This is a genomic window from Dehalogenimonas sp. 4OHTPN (genome assembly GCF_040448695.1).
GTDB lineage: Bacteria > Chloroflexota > Dehalococcoidia > Dehalococcoidales > Dehalococcoidaceae > Dehalogenimonas.
In genome coordinates this window covers 1,307,077-1,324,593 of sequence record NZ_CP159307.1, presented here as the reverse complement: position 1 = coordinate 1,324,593, position 17,517 = coordinate 1,307,077, and the positions used below count along the sequence as shown (strand labels likewise).

Below are 17,517 nucleotides of genomic sequence, written 5' to 3'. Positions count from 1 at the left end.
TCCGGTTGGCTGACTTGAATTACTTGGGTGTATAATAACCCAAGTTTCATTATCCGCAGCGCCGGCAAGCTTCAGGAGGCAATATGGGTGGTGAAGTATTCGTTCTTGGGATTCTCGCATTGTTCACCTGGCTGATCCCATTTTTCGGTTTGCCTATTCCCATTATCGGCCTTGTCTGGGGCATCATCATCCTCAGGCGGCGGCCAGCCAAGAAAGGCTTGCCCATTGCCGGAGTCGTCTTATCTTCGATAGGTCTTTTCCTGTCCGTTAGTTATTCAGTAATCAGCCTGATATCGTCTCCTGATGACCTTTTCTCCTCCAATAACCCTCCTGGTGGCGGCGGGCCGCCGGCATCAACGGGGCCGGTTGATTGGAAGGCTGACGGTAAAATTGAGATTGGCGAATACGAAGGCAGCCTGGTCGTTGGCGCCAACTTCCAGGTGTACTGGAAAACTGACACTCAATTTATTTATATGGCCATTAGCGCGCCGACCACTGGGTGGGTTGGGATCGGGTTTATTGACAGTCTAAGAAGCGGGCCAATGGATATGATCGCCGGATATGGCGGGGCCGGAGTTGCCGCGGGTAATGTCTATGATATGTGGTCAAATTCCCATTATCCCAACTGGTCGGTGATCAGCGACCCGGACACCGGAGGTCAGATGAGCCTGCTTGAGAGAGCGGCGCTGGAAGAAATTCCAGCTGCCAGCGACGAGAGTGAAAGCCCGCCCTATACCGTTCTAGAGTTCCGCCGCCGGTTCACCACAGGAGACGCTTTCGACTTGCCGCTGCTCTCTGGACCGAACCTGTTCGTTTGGGCTTACGGCAATAACGAAGATGTCCGGGCGACTCCAACCTACCGCGGTTATGGTGTATTAGAACTACCTTGATAGGACTCGGCGCATGTGAAACGGCGGCGGCGGTTATCATAACCGCCGCCGCCGTTTTTTCATTCCCAAAATAAGACGGGATTAACGGATACTTTTGGCGGTCAGAATGACGCCGCCGAGCGCCAGCAACCCGCCCAAGCTCGCCAGAGGTGAAGGTGTTTCGCCCAGCCATATCCAGGCGATTATAGTTGCGGCGATTGGATTCAGATACATGAAACTGGTCGCCACTGAAGCCGTGGTACGGCTGAACACATAATTCCAGATGACATATGCCATTGCCGCGGGAAAGATGCCTAAATAAACCACCGCCAACGCCGGGCCTGGCGCCGCCTCCGGTAATTCGGCTGCTAGCTGCGGCAGGAAGAATAGCATCAGAGCTGTCCCAACCCAGAAAGCATAGCAGGTCACCTCCAGTGGGGTATAAGTCCGTAACAGCCGCTTCTGAATTACGAAGTATACGGAGGTGCATACCGCGGCAAGGAGAATGGCGAGCGCGCCTTTCTCCAATTCAAGGTGGCCGCCTTCTCCCAGGGCAATCAAGCCGATCCCGGTGAAGCTGGTGACGATGCCCAGCCACTGGCGCAGACCGAGCCGCTCATTTAGAGTCACTACCGCCAGAAATCCGGTGAAGATCGGCACTGCCCCGATGATGAAAGAAGCCGAAGCGGCGGTAACGGTCTGCTCGCCGTAAGCCAGGCAGATATGGTAGACAGTTATGCCGACAAGCCCACCAGCCAGGACCAGGGGTACATCAGACAGCCGCGGCAAGCGAATGCTCTCTCTGAACGCCACCCAGGCAGCCAGTGTAGCAGAGCCGATGAGGAATCGAAACAGCACTAACGCGCCCGGTGAAAAACTCTCCAAGCCAGCCCGAATGCCGGCGAACGAGGACGCCCAGAATAACATGGTAATGGCGATCCCCATGAGGGCGCGCCGGTCAACTCCGCTGGCGGTACTCAATCAGACTCCTGCATTAAACTAAGGTTGACTGCGTCCGGTGCATTCTTCCGAATCCGGATGCGAAAGGCGGACAATCGCTTTGATGCAATGCCGATGTTCGCGGCAATGGCGGTAATTCTGGCACAAAAAGAGGCGGAGGCACAAATACCGACTGGTTTAGCTACTTGGTGATCGTGACCATCACCCCGAAATGGTCGGATGCGGTGCTGGTCAGAATCGCCGGTTCGGAGAAGGTGATGTCAGGCGTGACCCAAATATAGTCAATTCGCTGGAACGGGTCCTGCGCGCTAAAGGTATATGCCGGCGGCGGTTCGATGGTAGCGATAACGTCTTTTATACCCAAACCCCGCAGCAAACCGATTTCGGTGCTTGATGGTTCGGCGTTCAGGTCGCCCATGATGATGGTGCGCTCTGCCGGGTTAAAAAAAGCCATCAACGCTAATAATTGCCCGATCCTGGTCTCTGCATCTTCCTCAACATGGTGAAGATGAGTTGCAATCACCTGCAAGTGCTCACCGCCGACGCTAATCTTGGCAGAGATAAAGCCCCGCTGAAGCGGCAGGCCATCTGACGGCAATTGGTGATTCTGGGCGGAGATGATCGGATACCGGGAGAAGAGAGCATTGCCCCAGAAAGCCCCGGTGGTCGGACCAAAAAAATAGTCCATTTGGAGTCTTTCAGCCAGCCAGGTCAGCATATCGACTCGGCCGTTGACCAGCCAGCCGCGGGAGATTTCCTGGAGAGCGACGATATCGGCGCCGCTCCGTTCGATCTCCAGTGCCAGCGCTTCCAGTTCCAACTTTCCAATGTAATTGAAACCGTTATGCAGGTTGTATGAGAGGACTTGAACCGGGAATCCTTCATCGCTGGGTACAGCTGGTTGGGTTTCGGTCGAGGCGTAGATCGCCGGTGGCACTAAGGCGACGACGCAAGCCAGGAGCGCCACTGCCCACTGTTTTCGATTTACCCTTAGCCTGGTTTTGGAATACCGCAGTGAGGTCAGCGCTCCGCCGGAAACCAGCACCGCCGAAACCATCACCAGCATCGAATTTTCATATGGTAGCGCGATTTGATATACCGCATAGTAAGCCAGGATCAGGATGGCTAAAAGCAGCATGCCCACCCCGTTGGCGGTGGAAAGGTTCATGGTATGCCCGCGCTGCAGGTTGTTCATACCAAGAACTACTGTAAAAAACAGATAGCATGCGGAAACCTGGGCTAGAAACAGGAGCGCCAGTCCCATCACTCCGGTAGAGAAGGGGAAAAAAGCGAAGGTGACCAGCAGGCCGGAACTGAAAAGTGTCGCTAGATAGGTCGCATCGGCATGTCGGGTGTGTAGAAAGAAAGCACCGATTATTCCGGCAAGTTCCGCCCCGATTAGCCATAAATAGGTGGTTGCGGTGCTTAGTCCGGTGAGAGTGGACTGGGAAGGGATGTTTTGGAGGATCAGGAGTTGGAGAAAAAGGAAGGGGCCGACGATTATCCAGGCCCCGGATCGACTCCTGATCGGCCCGGGCGGCGAAATCGGGATTTTCCCCAATACTTTAGCGGTGGCAAACATTAGCGCCGCCACCTGGGCGGCGGTCAGCAGTACCGGCACTGCGGATTGCTGCCAGATTGGATCGTATGTCCCCCAGGTTCCGCTTAAAAGGCTGTCAACCACCAGCCCGCAGAGGAATCCGGCGGCAAAAAGCGGAATGGCGGCATTCTCCTGGCGGCGGACTTCATCGAGATAGACCGGCAGGAACAATGTAAAGGCGGCAGTGCCCGCGCCAGCGGCAATCAGGCCGAAAACCGGGTCGCCCGGCCACACCTGGACGAAAATGACTGAGGCCGAAAGGCTGATCAGGCTCGCCGCAACGACCCGGCGGTACCCCAGTTTACGCCGCAGCAAGCTTGCCAGGAAAGCAACTCCGAAGACGGTAAAAGCGATGACTCCGAGTTGGAAAGCGCCCAGCTGGAACCTGTCGCCCAGCACCCAGGTCAACCCGGATATCAGAACCCTGATACATTGCAGCCCCAGCGTTACTGCCAGGGCGGGTAGGGCAATAGCCGAAACCGCTTCGGGCAGCCGGACGTTAAGTTTGGCTAGAATTTCGTCGCGGCGCACGGTTCTAATATTACCATGTCCCTGAGACCAGGAAAAAACCGGCGGTCGGGGGAGGTTTGTTCCCGTTCCTTCTTATTCGAGGCGCCGGCGGAGTATCTTCAGGTTTTGGGTGTCTTCTTTATTGTATTCTAACAGGGTCTCCAGGGCCTGGTCATCATAATCATTGAGATAACGCCACCAAAGCCTGACCGCCTGGTAACCGTTAATGTCCGGAAGACGGCGGCGGATTCCCAGGCTTACTTCGACTTTTTTAAGCCCGCCACGCAGACCCTGGCGGTGACAATGGTGCATCAGATCGCAGTGCCGGATACCTTCAGCCATCAGGTCCACACCCAGGCGCCGCCGGATATAAGGAAGATCGAACCTCTCTCCGTTGAAGGTATAGAGGACTTCAACTCCGCGTAACGCTTCGAGCAGTGCCTCGGGGGTGATATGGTCACCTACCAACTGAACGAATTCTTCATCTTGGCCGCGGCAAATATGGATGCCGATGACGGTGATGGGACAATCATCCGGGGAGAAACCGGTGGTTTCGATATCCAGGTAAGCCTCGCAAGCTCCGGTCATCAAGGTCTATTATACCAACCATTGCCAGGCGCTTATAATTAACATAACATATTACTGTTACGATTGAAATAATAATATTACGAACCAATTTAGAGGTGATATTCAGGTAGCTATACCACTCTTCGGACTGAGATTCGACGGAAAATAGGTAGAAACCTGCTTATTGAGACCCATTGGGATCCCAGCTTACCGTTTGGCGCCGGGGACTTTTTGGAGCAACTCGTCGAAAGCCTGGAACCAGCGCAATTTCACTTCGTCAGACCAGGCGGGATCGAAATCGGGGAATTTGGTCAGCAGCATCTGGCTGATTGAAGGTGAAGGCAGAAAAAGAGGTGCGGTCGCCTCGTTAACAAAGGTGTTGTTGTGAGGCAGTGCGGCTGTCGGTGTGGGCTGTATTTCGAGAGAATCAGCAGGTTTCGCCGCCGTTCTCCTATTCTTCCGTCCCGCGCCTGATGAGTAGTTAGACTTGGATTTCTTGGTGACGAACGGCGCCAGGTTGATCGCGGCATCTCCCGCCAGCCCGATGTAGAATTTGATGCACTTGCGGCCGACATCGGAGGTTATCTGGAAATTCTCGCGCAGTTTTTCTTCAAGTTGAGAGTAGGTAGCCGAGGCTGGATCGAGAGATGTAAGGAAGAAGGGATAGGCCTCCATGGCCAACTGGCGCAGCAGATCAGAACGCTGGGGGCCTTTTGCGAATACTATCTGCCGCAAACGCAAAGTCGGCACGCCGCCGCCATCTATCAACTTCAAGTATTTTAAAGCCGCGATGAGCTGACCGCCGGTTGAGCCTGAAAGTTTGTCGCCCCAAAAACTTCTGTCGATCCGCGCCGGTACGGCGGATTTTAGTCCGTCCAGAAAATTCCAAAACGTGCGGTAGGAAACATAAGGCGGCAGCGTCTTAGAAACAGGCATGTTCATAGCTGAATCGCCCTTATTCTAAGCCACAAGGACAAAAATGACAAGGATTATTACAAATGGAAACAATAAGTTGGAGGACAAATTTCTCTTTCTTTTGGAAACAGGCAGGACAAATTTGGACACAAATTGACGCTTGCGTTTGGCAGCGCATAAGATAGTCGCAAATTTTAGAACAGGAGGAGTTAATCAATGGGAACGGCAATCGATTATCAAAAGGTAATGACCGAGATCGTCACCATCAACCTGCCAGGTCCGCAGGAACCTACCCCCGGCATGAGCGGCGGCGAACTGCTTCACGGTTTTCTGGCTGAGCTTCGTCGCTCGCCCGACGCCAGCACCAGGGCTTTCGTAGAGAGCCTGTGCGCTAAATGGAATGTCCGCTACCGCGAAGGCGGTAAATAGTCTCCATGTCTGACTCTGGAGGGTATGTGAAGGAACGAGTGTCGGCGATAGATATCGGTGCCGACAGGATATGTACAGTGGTTGCTGAGGCCAGCCAACTGGGAGTATCCGTCATCGGCATAGGGGTTGCACCCTCCAGGGGTCTACAAAAAGGTATGGTGGTCAATCTGGATGAAGCTCGCCAGTCTATCCGGAGTTCATTGGCACTGGCTGAAATGTCTTCCGGGCATCGAATTGACTCGCCGGTGGTCAGCATCACCGGCAAGCATCAGCACCGTGGTGTCATCGCTCTTATAAAGGAAATCCTGCCGGAGCTGCGCGAGCCGGAGAATCAGAGCGCCGGGCAGCTGCCCAAAGGGTTCATCACGGAGATCAAGAGGGTTCCTCAAAAGGTCCACCAACAGCATATTGAAAACTTGGGAGTCAGGCTAACCGAACGCCTGCGTGAGGTCGCCGGCGCCAGGTAGAAGGCTCAAAAAGGAGGAGAAATTGAAAAAACGACTTTCAGCAATTGATGTAGGCACCACCAAGGTGTGTGCCATTATGGCTGACGCTGATGAAGCCGGCATCCGGATTCTCGGTGTCGGCGTGGTGTCATCGCGCGGTCTGCAAAAAGGCATGGTGGTCAATCTCAACGAAGCCAGAGAATCAATTCGCAAAGCGGTTAGCATGGCCGAGCAGACCGCCGGATTTAAGATGGCATCGGCAATCGTCAACATCACCGGCCGCCACATCCACTCGGCCAACAATCGAGGCGTGATTGCTATCTCGCGCAAAGACGAGGTTGTCAAGCAGGCGGATGTCAATCGGGCGCTCGAAGTTGCCCGGAACACCGCTATCCCTGCTGATCGCCGCTTGCTGCACCTGCTTCCTTTGTCCTACACCGTTGACGGACAGGAAGGTGTCAAAAGTCCGGTTGGCATGCATGGTTTCAAACTGGAAGTCGAGACCCATATGGTTACGGCTTCAGCCACCGCCGTGGAGAACCTGTCCAAGTGCATTAAAGGCGCCGGCGTCGAGATCGATGAGATGATCTTCTCGCCCCTGGCTTGCGCCGAAGCGGTCATCTCGGCCGATGAGATGATGGACGGTATTATTCTTGCCGATATCGGCGGCGGCACGACCGACATCGCGGTATTCAAAGACGGGAAACCCATCCACACGTCGGTTTTACCTGTTGCCGGCTATCAGATTACGCATGATATTTCAGTCGGTCTCGGCGTCAGCTGGGAGCTGGCTGAGGAAATCAAACTGCGTTACGGCAGCGTCATGCCGGTCGGTGATGCAGGCAACGACCAAATGTTGTCTGAAGGCGGCCATTCTTTCCCCCAGTCCCAGGTCTCCGAGATTATCCGGTCTCGGGTGGAGGAAATGGTTCGTTTAGCCCTGCTGGAGGTTCCTGGTGAGGATTACCAGAACCTGCTGCGCGGCGGTATGGTGCTCACCGGCGGTTCGGCTAATCTCCCCGGCTTGGCTGAGATGGGTCAGGAAGTTGCTCGCCTGCCGGTCCGCATAGGCGCCCCGCCGGCCATGTACGGGGTCTCAGAACGCCTGACCGATCCAGCGTTCACCACCTCGGTAGGCCTGATTATGTGGCGAGCTAAAAGCCGCACCGAGATCCCGGTCAAACCAATTTCCGGCTCATCCGAGAGCGGCGGCGGATTCTTCGGCCTGTTTAAACGAAAATAAAAAATAATCGAGGAGAAAAAGAATATGGCTAAAACAATCTATGTCCCCAGCGGCGCCAGAATCAAGGTTATCGGTTGCGGCGGTGCCGGCTGCAACGCCATCACCCGCATGGTCCGGGAGCAGATTCGCGGCGTTGAATTTGTTGCCATGAACACCGACGCCCAGGCTCTGGCTATCACCGAATCCCCGATGCGGATCCAGCTGGGTGAAAAATGCACCCGCGGCCTCGGAGCCGGTGGTGATAACAAAATGGGGCGCAAAGCGGCTGAAGAAAGCCGCGAGGATATCCTGAAGGTTGTTGAGGGCTCGGATATGGTTTTCGTCACCGCCGGTATGGGCGGCGGCACCGGTACCGGGTCGGCAGCTGTGGTTGCCGCCGCGGCCAAGGCGACTGGCGCTCTTACCATCGCTGTGGTCACCAAGCCCTTCGGATTTGAAGGTTCCCACCGCATGAAGGTTGCCGAAGAGGGCATCGAAGAACTGATGCCCAATGTCGATACCATGATCCTTATTCCCAATGACCGCCTGTTCCAGATTTGCGACAACAAGACTGGTGTCGACGGCGCTTTCCGCATGGCTGATGAGGTACTGCATCACGGCGTTCAGGCCATCGCTGAGGTCATTACCGTCCCCGGTATCATCAACCTGGACTATGCCGATGTCCGCGCCGTGATGAAAGATGCCGGTCCGGCCTGGATGAGCATTGGTCGCGGCAAAGGCAATAACCGTGCCGTTCTGGCTGCCAAAGAGGCGCTCACCAGCCCGCTGCTTGATGTCTCCGTTGACGGCTCCAAAGGCTGTATCTTCAACGTGGTCGGGCCCGATAACCTGACTCTGTTCGAAGTCAATGAAGCGGCTGAAGTCATCCGCCAGGCGGTTGATCCCGATGCCAACGTTATCTTCGGCGTCAACACCGATGACTCGATGAAAGATGAAGTCCGCTTGACCTTGATCGCTACCGGTTTTGCCGACAAGTCGACTTCGGTCAACTCACGTGATAAGGAAATTACCCGCCTTCTCCGCAACATCAAGACAGAAAAAGAACTGGAAATCCCGGCTTTCCTGCGGCAGCGCGGTCTCGTCGGCGCCCGCCGGCCAGAACCGGCCCGCCCGGCTGCGCCCGCTTCATATAGCACCAAACGGTGGTAAGACCCGGTTATTCCCTTAGACATGGGGTGGCGGTTGGTTACCGCCACCCCCCTGGAGCTGAATATGAACTGCCGTATAACAGAAAACGAAATCCAGGAATTCATGCGGGAGTTTGCTGATGACCTCGAAAGTCAGGAGATGCTGCGTCTGCTGCGGCTTCTGGGCCGTCATCCTTACACCCGGTTCTCCCGGTCAGCCCTTGCTGAAAGTCTGGATATGAAACCAAGAGATATTGACCGGACGATCGCCCGCTTAAAGGATAAGGGGCTTCTTTGCACAGTTGAAGGAAAAGAAACCGCGCTTTATGCGCTGACAGATAATGAATCGTGGCGCCGACTGATCACCAAGACAGCCGCTCTTGACTTCCGCCAATTGGCGATGCTAGAGGGGCGCCTGATCTAACTACGTTTTTTCCGCCTCATTCATAATAGAATAGACCGCCGGGCTCCTCCTCCCCCGGCGGTCTATTCTATTCCAGCCGAATCCCAAGTGGTTGGGTACGGCTCATTTCTGGTAAAATTGACATAAAATGACGCCTGAACTCTCCCTGTATTTCCATATCCCGTTTTGCCGGCGCAAATGCGGCTATTGTTCGTTTATCTCCTATACTGCACGGGAGGGGCAGATACGGGATTATGTCGAAGCGCTGATAATAGAACTGCGACTAACTCGACGTCCCGGTGCTGTCATTCGAACTATCTATATCGGCGGCGGCACGCCCAGCTTGCTGTCAGCCGGCGATGTTGAGCGAATTCTTGATGCGGTGCGCCAGTACTACAATGTCGATTCGAAAGTGGAGATAACCCTGGAGGCTAATCCCGGCGTCGTTGACGAAGAATATCTCCGAAAGCTGCGGCAGGAGGGTGTCAATCGCCTAAGTCTGGGCGTTCAGAGCCTGGAAGACGGCGAACTCACCTTCCTGGGGCGCCTGCATACAGCGGCTGACGCCAGGCGGACAGTCGATAAAGCCCGTGAAGCCGGCTTCACTAACCTTAGCCTGGACTTCATCTATGGATTGCCTTCGCGTTGCCTCACCGATTGGGATTCGATGCTCGATGGTATCATCGCGCTGGGCGCCGACCACCTTTCGCTCTACGGTTTGACGCTTGAGCCCGGCACCAATCTCGGCGAGGCTGCCGCCCGCGGCGAGCTCCCGGCGGTCGATCCCGACCGGGCGGCTTCGGAGTATGAATTGGCCTCGGCAAGGCTTTCAGCGGCGGGGTATCGGAACTATGAAATCTCTAACTGGACCAAAGTCGGCTTTGAGAGCCGCCATAACCTGGTCTACTGGCAGCGCGGGGAGTACCTTGGGCTGGGGGTGGCCGCCCATTCTTTCACCGATGAAAGACGCATCGCCAACACCGACAGCCTCGATGGCTATATTGGCGCCCTGGCCTCCGGCACGCTGCCGAAGCGTGAAATCGAGACCGTCGACGAGCCCGGCGCGCTGTCGGAGTCGATCATCCTCGCGCTGCGGCTGGCTGAGGGCGTTTCGCTGGATGACATCGGGCGGCAATTTAAGATAGACTTATGGAGCCGATATGCTGCCGAGATCGGAGAACTATCGGCGTTTGGTCTGGTCGAGGTTTCCGGCGAACGGCTGCGGTTGACGCCGAAAGGCCGTTTGTTGGGAAATGAGGTCTTTCTACGGTTCCTACCGGAAAAGTTGATGATTTAGGATATTTTCGTAAGGCCGCAGCGATCTGTGTACTTTCATTCGGGTTTATTTCGAATTTCGTGCTTCGAATTTAGGATTTAGATGGAACAATGTTTTATTCGTAACTTCTGCATTATCGCCCACATCGACCACGGCAAGTCAACGCTGGCCGACCGCCTCATCGAGAGCACCGGTACCATGCGCCGCGAGGAGATGAGCGAACAGGTCATGGACCGCATGGAACTGGAGCGGGAGCGCGGCATCACCATCAAGGCCAAAGCCATCCGCCTCAGCTACACCGCGGCCTCCGGCCAGCAGTACCTGCTGAACCTGATCGACACCCCCGGTCATGTAGACTTTTCCTATGAGGTCTCGCGCACCCTGGCGGCCTGTGAAGGGGCGGTGTTGGTCATTGACGTCACCCAGGGCATCCAGGCTCAGACGCTGGCCAATGTCTACCTGGCGATGGAGCATGACCTGGAGGTGGTGCCGGCGCTGAATAAAATCGACTTGCCTTCCGGCGAGCCTGAGCGGGTTATGTCTGAAGTCAGGAGCGTGCTCGGCTACGGTGAAGCCGAAACCCTGAAAATCTCCGGCAAGACCGGATTGGGCGTGCCGGGGCTTCTGGAAGCCGTCGTCGCCCGTGTGCCGCCGCCCTCCGGGAACCCGGGTAGCCCTCTCCGGGCGTTAATTTTTGATTCGCACTACGATCCCTACAAAGGAGTCATTGCTTATTTGCGCGTCGTTGACGGCGCCATTAACCGGGGCGACAAGCTCAAGTTAATGGCACAAGGCACTCTCTTGGAGGTGCTGGAGGTCGGCTATTTTGACCCGGCCGAGCATCCCGTGGAAAGCCTGTCGTCTGGCGAGGTGGGTTACATTGCTACCGGCCTCAAGACCGTCGGCGACTGCTCTGTCGGTGACACTGTGACGTCTCTCGTTGGCCCGGCCGTCGAGCCGCTCGCCTCCTACCGGCCGGCCAAGCCGATGGTTTTCGCCGGCATCTATCCCACCACCGCCTCGGATTACCACGAACTGCGGGAGGCGATGGAGAAACTCAAGCTCAACGACGCCTCGCTGTCCTACGAGATGGAAAACTCGCCCCTACTGGGCCATGGCTTTCGGTGCGGCTTCTTGGGGCTGCTGCATATGGACATTGTCTACGAGCGGCTGGAACGTGAGTTCGGCCTGTCGCTGGTGGTAACCGCTCCGGGCGTGAATTACGCTATTACCAAGACCAACGGCGAAATCATTTCGGTGGTCAATCCTTCCGAGCTGCCGCCGCCCACCGAGGTAGCCCGTATGGAAGAGCCCTGGGTCAAGGTGCGTATTCTTACGCCGTCGAAATACATCGGACCCATCATGGAACTGGAACGCACCTGTGGCGGTATGCACCGCCACACCGAGTTCCTGGGATCAGCCACCGGCGCTGAAGGTACACAGCGGGTACAGTTGGACTATGACATGCCGCTAAGATCGATGCTAACCACCTTCTATGACCAGCTCAAGAGCCGTTCCAACGGCTATGCCTCTCTTGACTACGAGTTTGAAGGCTACCGTGACGCCCAGTTGGTTAAAATAGATATCCTGGTCAATAACACCCTTGTTGACGCCTTCAGCCGTATCGTACCGCCGGACCAAGCCCATGATGTCGGCAAGGCGCTGGTGCACAAACTCAAAGAGGTCATCCCCCGCCAGCTCTTCGCAATTCCTATCCAGGCCGCGGTAGGCGGCCGCATCGTCGCCCGCGCGGATATCCCGGCTAAGCGTAAAGACGTTTTGGCCAAGTGCTACGGCGGCGACATCACCCGCAAACGGAAGTTGCTGGAGAAGCAAAAAGAGGGCAAGAAAAAGATGAAGTCCATCGGCCAGGTGGAGGTGCCCAAGGAAGCCTTCTTCAGCGTCCTGAAGACTGAGTTATGATGTAGTTCGTCTTGAAGCGTGCGTTTAGAAAACCTGTCGGTAAACCAATTGTTGCAGGTAGAAATAATATGATACTATTCCGCATACTGTTTTCGGAGGATGTATAAATGAACACGTCCGTGAAGCCCGTTTGTTATATCGTCGGCATCGGTCCCGGCGGCTCGCCCAAATGGTTGACTCATGCCGCTGAAGAAGCCATCAAATCCTCCGATATAATCCTGGCCTGGGACTGGTCCCTGCGGCCGGTCAAAGATTTGGTAGCCGGCAAAACGCTGTTCTTTCAAGAGACCAAGAACTATCTGCAGAAAGAAAAAGACGCAGCCGAGCGCGCCCGGCAGACCGGCGAAACGGTAGCTGTCCTTCGAGTCGGCGACCCTTGCGTCTCATCCTCGCTGTCTCAGGTGCTGGGCGTCTTTTTTGATTTCGATGTCCGTATCGTACCCTCAGCCGGCGCTGCACAGTTCGCTGCCGCCCGCGCCCAGATCTGCCTTGACGAATCAGTGCTGATTTCCTTTCATGACGGCCGCGAGGATATCAAAGAGCGGAAACTGAAATTCATGGTGGATGCCTTTGGCATCGGCCGCCACCTGGTGGCTTTGACAAACGAGACCCAGGTTCCCCGCCAGACGGCGGCTTACCTGTTGGATCACGGCCTACCGGCAGATACCCCGGTACTTATCTGCGAATACATGACTATGGAAGACGAAAAACTCTATCCCACAACCCTCGGGGCTGTTCGGGACACGGAATACCGACTGACGTCGGTCATGGTGGTTAAAAACCCAGGCGGCGCGCTGCCGCGCACCTAAAATACCTCCACTTTTACGCCACCGCTGGGGTTTGATAAGAGGGAGTGAGCGAAAAACTGCCCTTAATCGGTTGTCCGGCCATAAATGCCATTCGACGAATGTTAGCGAGAAACGCATGGACGATTTACACCGCGCCGCGGACTATTCCCCATCCGCCGCACTGACTTACGAACCTCTCAAGCGCGGCTTGACTCAGGTTTTCACTGGCGGCGGCAAGGGCAAGACTTCGGCCGGCATTGGCACCGCGGTGCGAGCTTCCGGTCGCGGCTACCGCGTTTATATCGTTTATTTTATGAACCGGGCCTATGACTCTGGCGAACAGGAAGTGCTTCACCGTCTGCCGGGGGTCAAGTGGGCGGCTTTCGGCCCCGGCCTCGTGCGCCATCCAGAATCGCCTTCACCGGAAGTCAAGGAAAAGGCTAGTCAAGCCCTGGCCGAGGCGCGGCGGGCCATGCTTTCGGGTGACTGGGACGTTATAATTTTAGATGAGATAAATATCGTCACCGGCTGGGGTTGGCTGGATGCCGCCGACGTGGTGCATCTCATTAAAGACCGGCCGGAGAATGTGGAGTTAGTCTTGACCGGGCGCCTGGCGCCTCAGGCGGTCATCGACTCCGCCGACCTGGTGACCGAAATGGTCAAGGTTAAGCATCCCTATGACCGGGGCATCCCCGCCCGACGCGGTATCGAGTATTGAAAGATGACCTTCAGTTTCAGGTCCTCGGTAATCCGGTTTGAGAGAATAACGCTGGTTTGGTGACCGGCAATGCTTCTACATTCTCAGTTTCCCACGTGGTTCTGCGCTTCTCTGGCTTCGCACGTCTCGGGCGGGCTTGTCCTCTCGCAGTCTTAAAAATACCGGCGCCCGTAGGCCGCCGTCATGGGTGCGCTCGGCGAACTTCACCTCAGCGACGAGTATTGGCTTAAGCCAGGTGATGGCGGACTCCAGCGGCAGTTTATGATCGAACGGCGATTTCTCGATAACCAACTGTTTCATTCTTGTTTTCAGTTCACCGAGTAATGTTACATTGAAACCGGTGCCGACATTTGAAACGTAATTGAAGCCGCCCCCTTCGTCAAACTGTCCGAGCACCAGAGAACCGAAGGCTCCCGCCCGGTTGCCCTGTCCCGCGGTGTAGCCAGCGATGATGAACTCGTCCGCCTGGGTAGCCTTGATCTTAAGCCAGTCGGCTGATCGTTTCCCCGGGTAATATTTGGCGTCGCGGCGTTTGCCGATGACTCCCTCCATCCCCGCTCCCACCGCCGCGGCGAAGATTTCGGCGCCGTCGCCCTCAAGCCGTGACACTCGTTTTACCGATTTTCCGGTTATCAATACATCATCGAGAAGTTTTACCCTTTCAGCTTGGGGGGCGCCGGTCAGGTCGTACCCATTGAGGTGAATCAGGTCGAAGACATAGTAGATGAATGTGTAAAGGTTCTCCTCGCCGCCCCCCCTCTGTTTAACGTGCTGCTGCAGGCATTGGAAGCACGGTTTCCCGCGTTCATCTAGAGCGACCAGTTCCCCGTCGAAAACAGCCTCCTCAACCGGTTGGTTGTCCATCTCCCTGGCGATGCCCGGGAAAGCGTCGGTATAGTCCTGGAAATTACGGGATTGAAGCTTGGCCCTGCCGCGTTTTACCAGGGCGATGATGCGGTAGCCGTCGAGTTTCGGCTCGAAGTACCACTTGGGGTCGGTGAATGGCCCGCCGGTCAGCGTCGCCAGCATCGGCGCCACATTTTCGGGCATCGGTGACTTGGCAGCTCCTGGCACAGAACCGGGATCGAATGTGAGTTTCTTTTCTATCACTCTAAATCCCAGTCTATTTCTCTTTTCCCGCCAGTGTCTTCGACTTGGATTTGGCTAAACTCGCTTCGAGAGCGGCCATGAGGTCCTCGGTTTCTTTCTCAGAAGCTGTTTTTGGCGCCTCGATCTTCTTCCCCTTGAGCTTGGCGGCGATGATTTTTTCCAGCGCCGCCCGGTATTCGTCGCGGTATTGTTCCGGTTTGAAAGGTTCCTCCATGCTTCGGATGAGTGAGACAGCCATATTAATCTCTGCCTTCGACGGTGCGGCTCTACTCTCCGCAACCTCCGGCGCCTCGGTGATTTCACCGGGGTAGCGCATGGTGTGGAGAACCAGGGTCTCACCGTAAGGCCGGAGGCAAGCCAGATGTTCCTTGCGGGCAAAAGCCACCTTGGCCACCGCCACCTTACCCGTCTCCATCATTGCCTGCCGCAACAGCCGGAAGGGTTTTTCACCCAGTTGCTGCGGTTCCAGGTAATGACTGTCGAAAAAGTAGATCGGATCAATCTCCCCGGCATCGACGAAGGACTGAATATCGATGCTTCGCGTTGTCCGCAGCGGCACCGCCTCGAAGTCGTCATCGGTTATGACGATGTAGTGGCCTTTGGCATACTCGTAGCCTCGGACGGTATCTTTGATGCTGAAATACTCGCCGTCCTCCGGGCAGTGCAGCACCTGGTTAGGTTTGACCAGATCTTTGTTGTGTAGGTAACTGAAACGCAGCGGCCGTTCCCGCACCGCCACCGACATAGATACGGGTATAACTACCAGGCCGAAGCTGATGGCGCCTTTCCAGAATGCCTTGGGCATATTCCCTCCCGGATCTGTTTTCTTCACTATATCGCATCGACCGGTTTAGGGCTACAGGAAAAAGAAAACCGCAGGAAGAACATCTCACCAGTTTTGGCAGCCTGGCGGTGGACTCGAGGCGCCGACCGTGATGAGACCGGCAACATTTTACTTCACGACGCTGCCTCGGCTAGAATTGGAGTTCAAGCTTATCTTTAGGAGAAAACGTGATCAAAGCCGTCTTCTTTGACCTCTATCAGACACTGGTGGGCTATACACCGCCCCGTGAGGAGTGGGAGTCCAAGATGCTTGACAGCCTGGGCATCAAGGCGCCACCATCAGCTTTCACCAGGGCTTTCACCACCGCCGACGAATATTTTTACACCGAAAACGCCAAACGCCCGCTGAGCCGCCGGACAAAGGAGGAGGTCACCGAGGTCTATTTCAAACACCAGTCGATCGTCCTCAGGGAAGGCGGCATCCAGCCTGAGCCGGATCTGGTACGCCAGATGCTCCTTCGGTGGCGCGACACCAAACTCAAACAGACCCTTTTCGACGATGTCATCCCGGCGATGACTGAACTCAAGCGCCGTGAGCTTAAACTGGGCGTCATCTCCAATGTCGATAGGGATATTAAGCCGCTATTGGATGAACTGGATTTAACCCCATTCCTCAGCATCGTCGTCACCTCTCAGGAAACAGGTTTCACCAAGCCCCATCCGGAGATTTTTCTTGAAGCGCTGCGGCAAGCCGACTTACCCGCCGATGAGGTCATCTTTGTCGGCGACCAGTACCAGATTGATGTCCTCGGCGCCTCGGCGGTAGGTATGCGTGCTGTTCTGCTTGACCGCGGCGGATTCTCGGAAGCGCCGCCTGAATGTGTCAGGGTCAAGAATCTTTACCAGTTGAACGCCTTGGTGGACCAGGAGGCCGTCAGATGGAAATGATCATTGACGGGTTCAAGGATGGGGGGCTCATCCCCAAACGCAATACCTGCGACGGTCCAGGACTTTCTCCGGAGATCTCCTGGAAGGGCATTCCCCCCGGGGCCAAAAGTCTTGCCTTATTGATGGACGATCCTGACGCACCGCGCGGTCTTTTTACCCATTGGATAATCTGGAATATCCCGGTCTCGGCGTTCAGGCTGCCGGCGGGCACAGCCCGTAAGGCGGAGCTTCCCAATGGGATGATGCAAGGTGTTAATTCAGGAGGCGCCTACGGCTATTACCCTTCCTGCCCGCCGCCCGGTTCTGTCCATCACTATCGTTACCGCCTGATGGCTCTGGACGCCGTGCCGGTGTTGAACCCCGGCGCCGGGCGGGAACAATTCGACAGGGCAGTCTCCGGTCACGTTCTGGCTGAAGTTCTGGTCACCGGGTTATACAGCCGCTAAGCTCTGGAGCCGGTCACCGGGCTCAGCAGCACCGGTACTGGAGACTGACGCAGTACCTTATCAGCGACGGAGCCGAAAGCCCAACGTGTCAGGCCGCCCCGGCCATGGGTAGCCATTACGATAAGGTCGACGGCGTGAGTCGAGGCGTAATTGATAATTGCCTCGGCCGGGTTCCCTTCGGCAATGGCAATGTCAGCAGCGATGCCGTCGCGGAGCAGGTCACCGGCGATCCGGTCGAGATAGCCTTGAATCTCTTCCCGGTTGACCGTGTCCAGTTTTTCAGCAATATCCTCACCTAAGGTCTGCCTCACGCCGCGGTCCAGGGACTCCCTGACTCTAAGGAGCACTACCGCAGCCGAAGCTGGTTTAGCCACCGCGACAACTTGCGGCAGGATGGTTTCAGAAAGCTCAGAACCATCAAGCGGCACTAACAATTTCTTGTACACGGAGTCCTCC

The 17,517-nt window shown here is 55.9% G+C and carries 19 protein-coding genes; 12 read left to right on the top strand and 7 right to left on the bottom strand.

From position 1 onward, the window contains the following. The first annotated feature begins 83 nt into the window (after window positions 1–83). Window positions 84–890: a DOMON domain-containing protein gene (locus ABV300_RS06865; protein WP_353714138.1), complete on the top strand. Its 807-nt coding sequence runs from the start codon at window positions 84–86 to the stop codon at window positions 888–890. 81 nt (window positions 891–971) lie between these two features. Here the strand turns inward: ABV300_RS06865 and ABV300_RS06860 are convergent, their stop codons facing one another. The 4 genes from ABV300_RS06860 to ABV300_RS06845 all read right to left on the bottom strand — a co-directional run bounded on the left by ABV300_RS06860 (window position 972) and on the right by ABV300_RS06845 (window position 5,448). Then, window positions 972–1,850: an EamA family transporter gene (locus ABV300_RS06860; protein WP_353714137.1), complete on the bottom strand. Its 879-nt coding sequence runs from the start codon at window positions 1,848–1,850 to the stop codon at window positions 972–974. Between the two features lie 160 nt (window positions 1,851–2,010). After that, on the bottom strand, window positions 2,011–3,960 hold the full coding sequence (locus tag ABV300_RS06855; RefSeq protein ID WP_353714136.1) for an endonuclease/exonuclease/phosphatase family protein: 1,950 nt from the start codon (window positions 3,958–3,960) through the stop codon (window positions 2,011–2,013). A 72-nt stretch (window positions 3,961–4,032) separates the two neighbouring features. Further along, complete coding sequence (locus ABV300_RS06850; protein ID WP_353714135.1) at window positions 4,033–4,527, bottom strand: ribonuclease H-like domain-containing protein; 495 nt, start codon at window positions 4,525–4,527, stop codon at window positions 4,033–4,035. A 186-nt stretch (window positions 4,528–4,713) separates the two neighbouring features. Further along, entirely contained in the window at window positions 4,714–5,448 is a 735-nt protein-coding gene (locus ABV300_RS06845) for a hypothetical protein (RefSeq protein WP_353714134.1), read from the bottom strand. Window positions 5,449–5,637: 189 nt separating this feature from the next. Between ABV300_RS06845 and ABV300_RS06840 the strand changes: the two genes are divergently transcribed. The 9 genes from ABV300_RS06840 to cobO all read left to right on the top strand — a co-directional run bounded on the left by ABV300_RS06840 (window position 5,638) and on the right by cobO (window position 13,774). Continuing rightward, window positions 5,638–5,850, top strand: a complete 213-nt coding sequence (locus tag ABV300_RS06840; protein WP_058439706.1) for a hypothetical protein — start codon at window positions 5,638–5,640, stop codon at window positions 5,848–5,850. 26 nt (window positions 5,851–5,876) lie between these two features. Continuing rightward, window positions 5,877–6,317: a hypothetical protein gene (locus tag ABV300_RS06835; protein WP_353714133.1), complete on the top strand. Its 441-nt coding sequence runs from the start codon at window positions 5,877–5,879 to the stop codon at window positions 6,315–6,317. A 22-nt stretch (window positions 6,318–6,339) separates the two neighbouring features. Beyond that, window positions 6,340–7,539, top strand: coding sequence for a cell division protein FtsA (ftsA, locus tag ABV300_RS06830; RefSeq protein ID WP_353714132.1), 1,200 nt, complete (start codon window positions 6,340–6,342; stop codon window positions 7,537–7,539). A gap of 24 nt (window positions 7,540–7,563) precedes the next feature. Next, window positions 7,564–8,688 (top strand): cell division protein FtsZ, encoded by a 1,125-nt coding sequence (ftsZ, locus tag ABV300_RS06825; protein ID WP_353714131.1) that lies wholly within the window; start codon window positions 7,564–7,566, stop codon window positions 8,686–8,688. Window positions 8,689–8,721: 33 nt separating this feature from the next. Beyond that, a complete protein-coding gene (locus ABV300_RS06820) occupies window positions 8,722–9,090 on the top strand; it encodes a hypothetical protein (protein ID WP_353714130.1) in 369 nt (122 codons plus the stop codon). A 127-nt stretch (window positions 9,091–9,217) separates the two neighbouring features. Further along, window positions 9,218–10,366 (top strand): radical SAM family heme chaperone HemW, encoded by a 1,149-nt coding sequence (gene hemW, locus ABV300_RS06815; RefSeq protein WP_353714129.1) that lies wholly within the window; start codon window positions 9,218–9,220, stop codon window positions 10,364–10,366. Window positions 10,367–10,447: 81 nt separating this feature from the next. Further along, complete coding sequence (gene lepA, locus ABV300_RS06810; RefSeq protein ID WP_353714128.1) at window positions 10,448–12,268, top strand: translation elongation factor 4; 1,821 nt, start codon at window positions 10,448–10,450, stop codon at window positions 12,266–12,268. 107 nt (window positions 12,269–12,375) lie between these two features. Further along, window positions 12,376–13,077: an SAM-dependent methyltransferase gene (locus ABV300_RS06805; RefSeq protein WP_353714127.1), complete on the top strand. Its 702-nt coding sequence runs from the start codon at window positions 12,376–12,378 to the stop codon at window positions 13,075–13,077. Window positions 13,078–13,192: 115 nt separating this feature from the next. After that, window positions 13,193–13,774, top strand: coding sequence for a cob(I)yrinic acid a,c-diamide adenosyltransferase (cobO, locus tag ABV300_RS06800; RefSeq protein ID WP_353714126.1), 582 nt, complete (start codon window positions 13,193–13,195; stop codon window positions 13,772–13,774). A 75-nt stretch (window positions 13,775–13,849) separates the two neighbouring features. Here cobO and ligD read toward each other — a convergent pair whose 3' ends face one another. Further along, window positions 13,850–14,824 (bottom strand): non-homologous end-joining DNA ligase, encoded by a 975-nt coding sequence (gene ligD, locus ABV300_RS06795; RefSeq protein ID WP_353714125.1) that lies wholly within the window; start codon window positions 14,822–14,824, stop codon window positions 13,850–13,852. Between the two features lie 73 nt (window positions 14,825–14,897). After that, the gene (locus ABV300_RS06790) at window positions 14,898–15,689 is read right to left on the bottom strand and encodes a Ku protein (RefSeq protein ID WP_353714124.1); all 792 of its coding nucleotides are present in this window, start codon (window positions 15,687–15,689) and stop codon (window positions 14,898–14,900) included. A 206-nt stretch (window positions 15,690–15,895) separates the two neighbouring features. Between ABV300_RS06790 and ABV300_RS06785 the strand changes: the two genes are divergently transcribed. Then, on the top strand, window positions 15,896–16,615 hold the full coding sequence (locus ABV300_RS06785) for an HAD family hydrolase (RefSeq protein WP_353714123.1): 720 nt from the start codon (window positions 15,896–15,898) through the stop codon (window positions 16,613–16,615). Continuing rightward, window positions 16,606–17,061, top strand: coding sequence for a YbhB/YbcL family Raf kinase inhibitor-like protein (locus ABV300_RS06780; protein ID WP_353714122.1), 456 nt, complete (start codon window positions 16,606–16,608; stop codon window positions 17,059–17,061). Before ABV300_RS06785 ends, ABV300_RS06780 begins: the two co-directional genes overlap by 10 nt. On the opposite strand, the gene ABV300_RS06775 is transcribed toward ABV300_RS06780, so the two are convergent. Continuing rightward, window positions 17,058–17,507 carry a universal stress protein gene (locus tag ABV300_RS06775; RefSeq protein ID WP_353714121.1) on the bottom strand — a complete coding sequence of 150 codons (450 nt, stop codon included), beginning with the start codon at window positions 17,505–17,507 and terminating at the stop codon, window positions 17,058–17,060. The two genes, ABV300_RS06780 and ABV300_RS06775, sit on opposite strands and share 4 nt — an antisense overlap. Window positions 17,508–17,517: the final 10 nt, after the last annotated feature.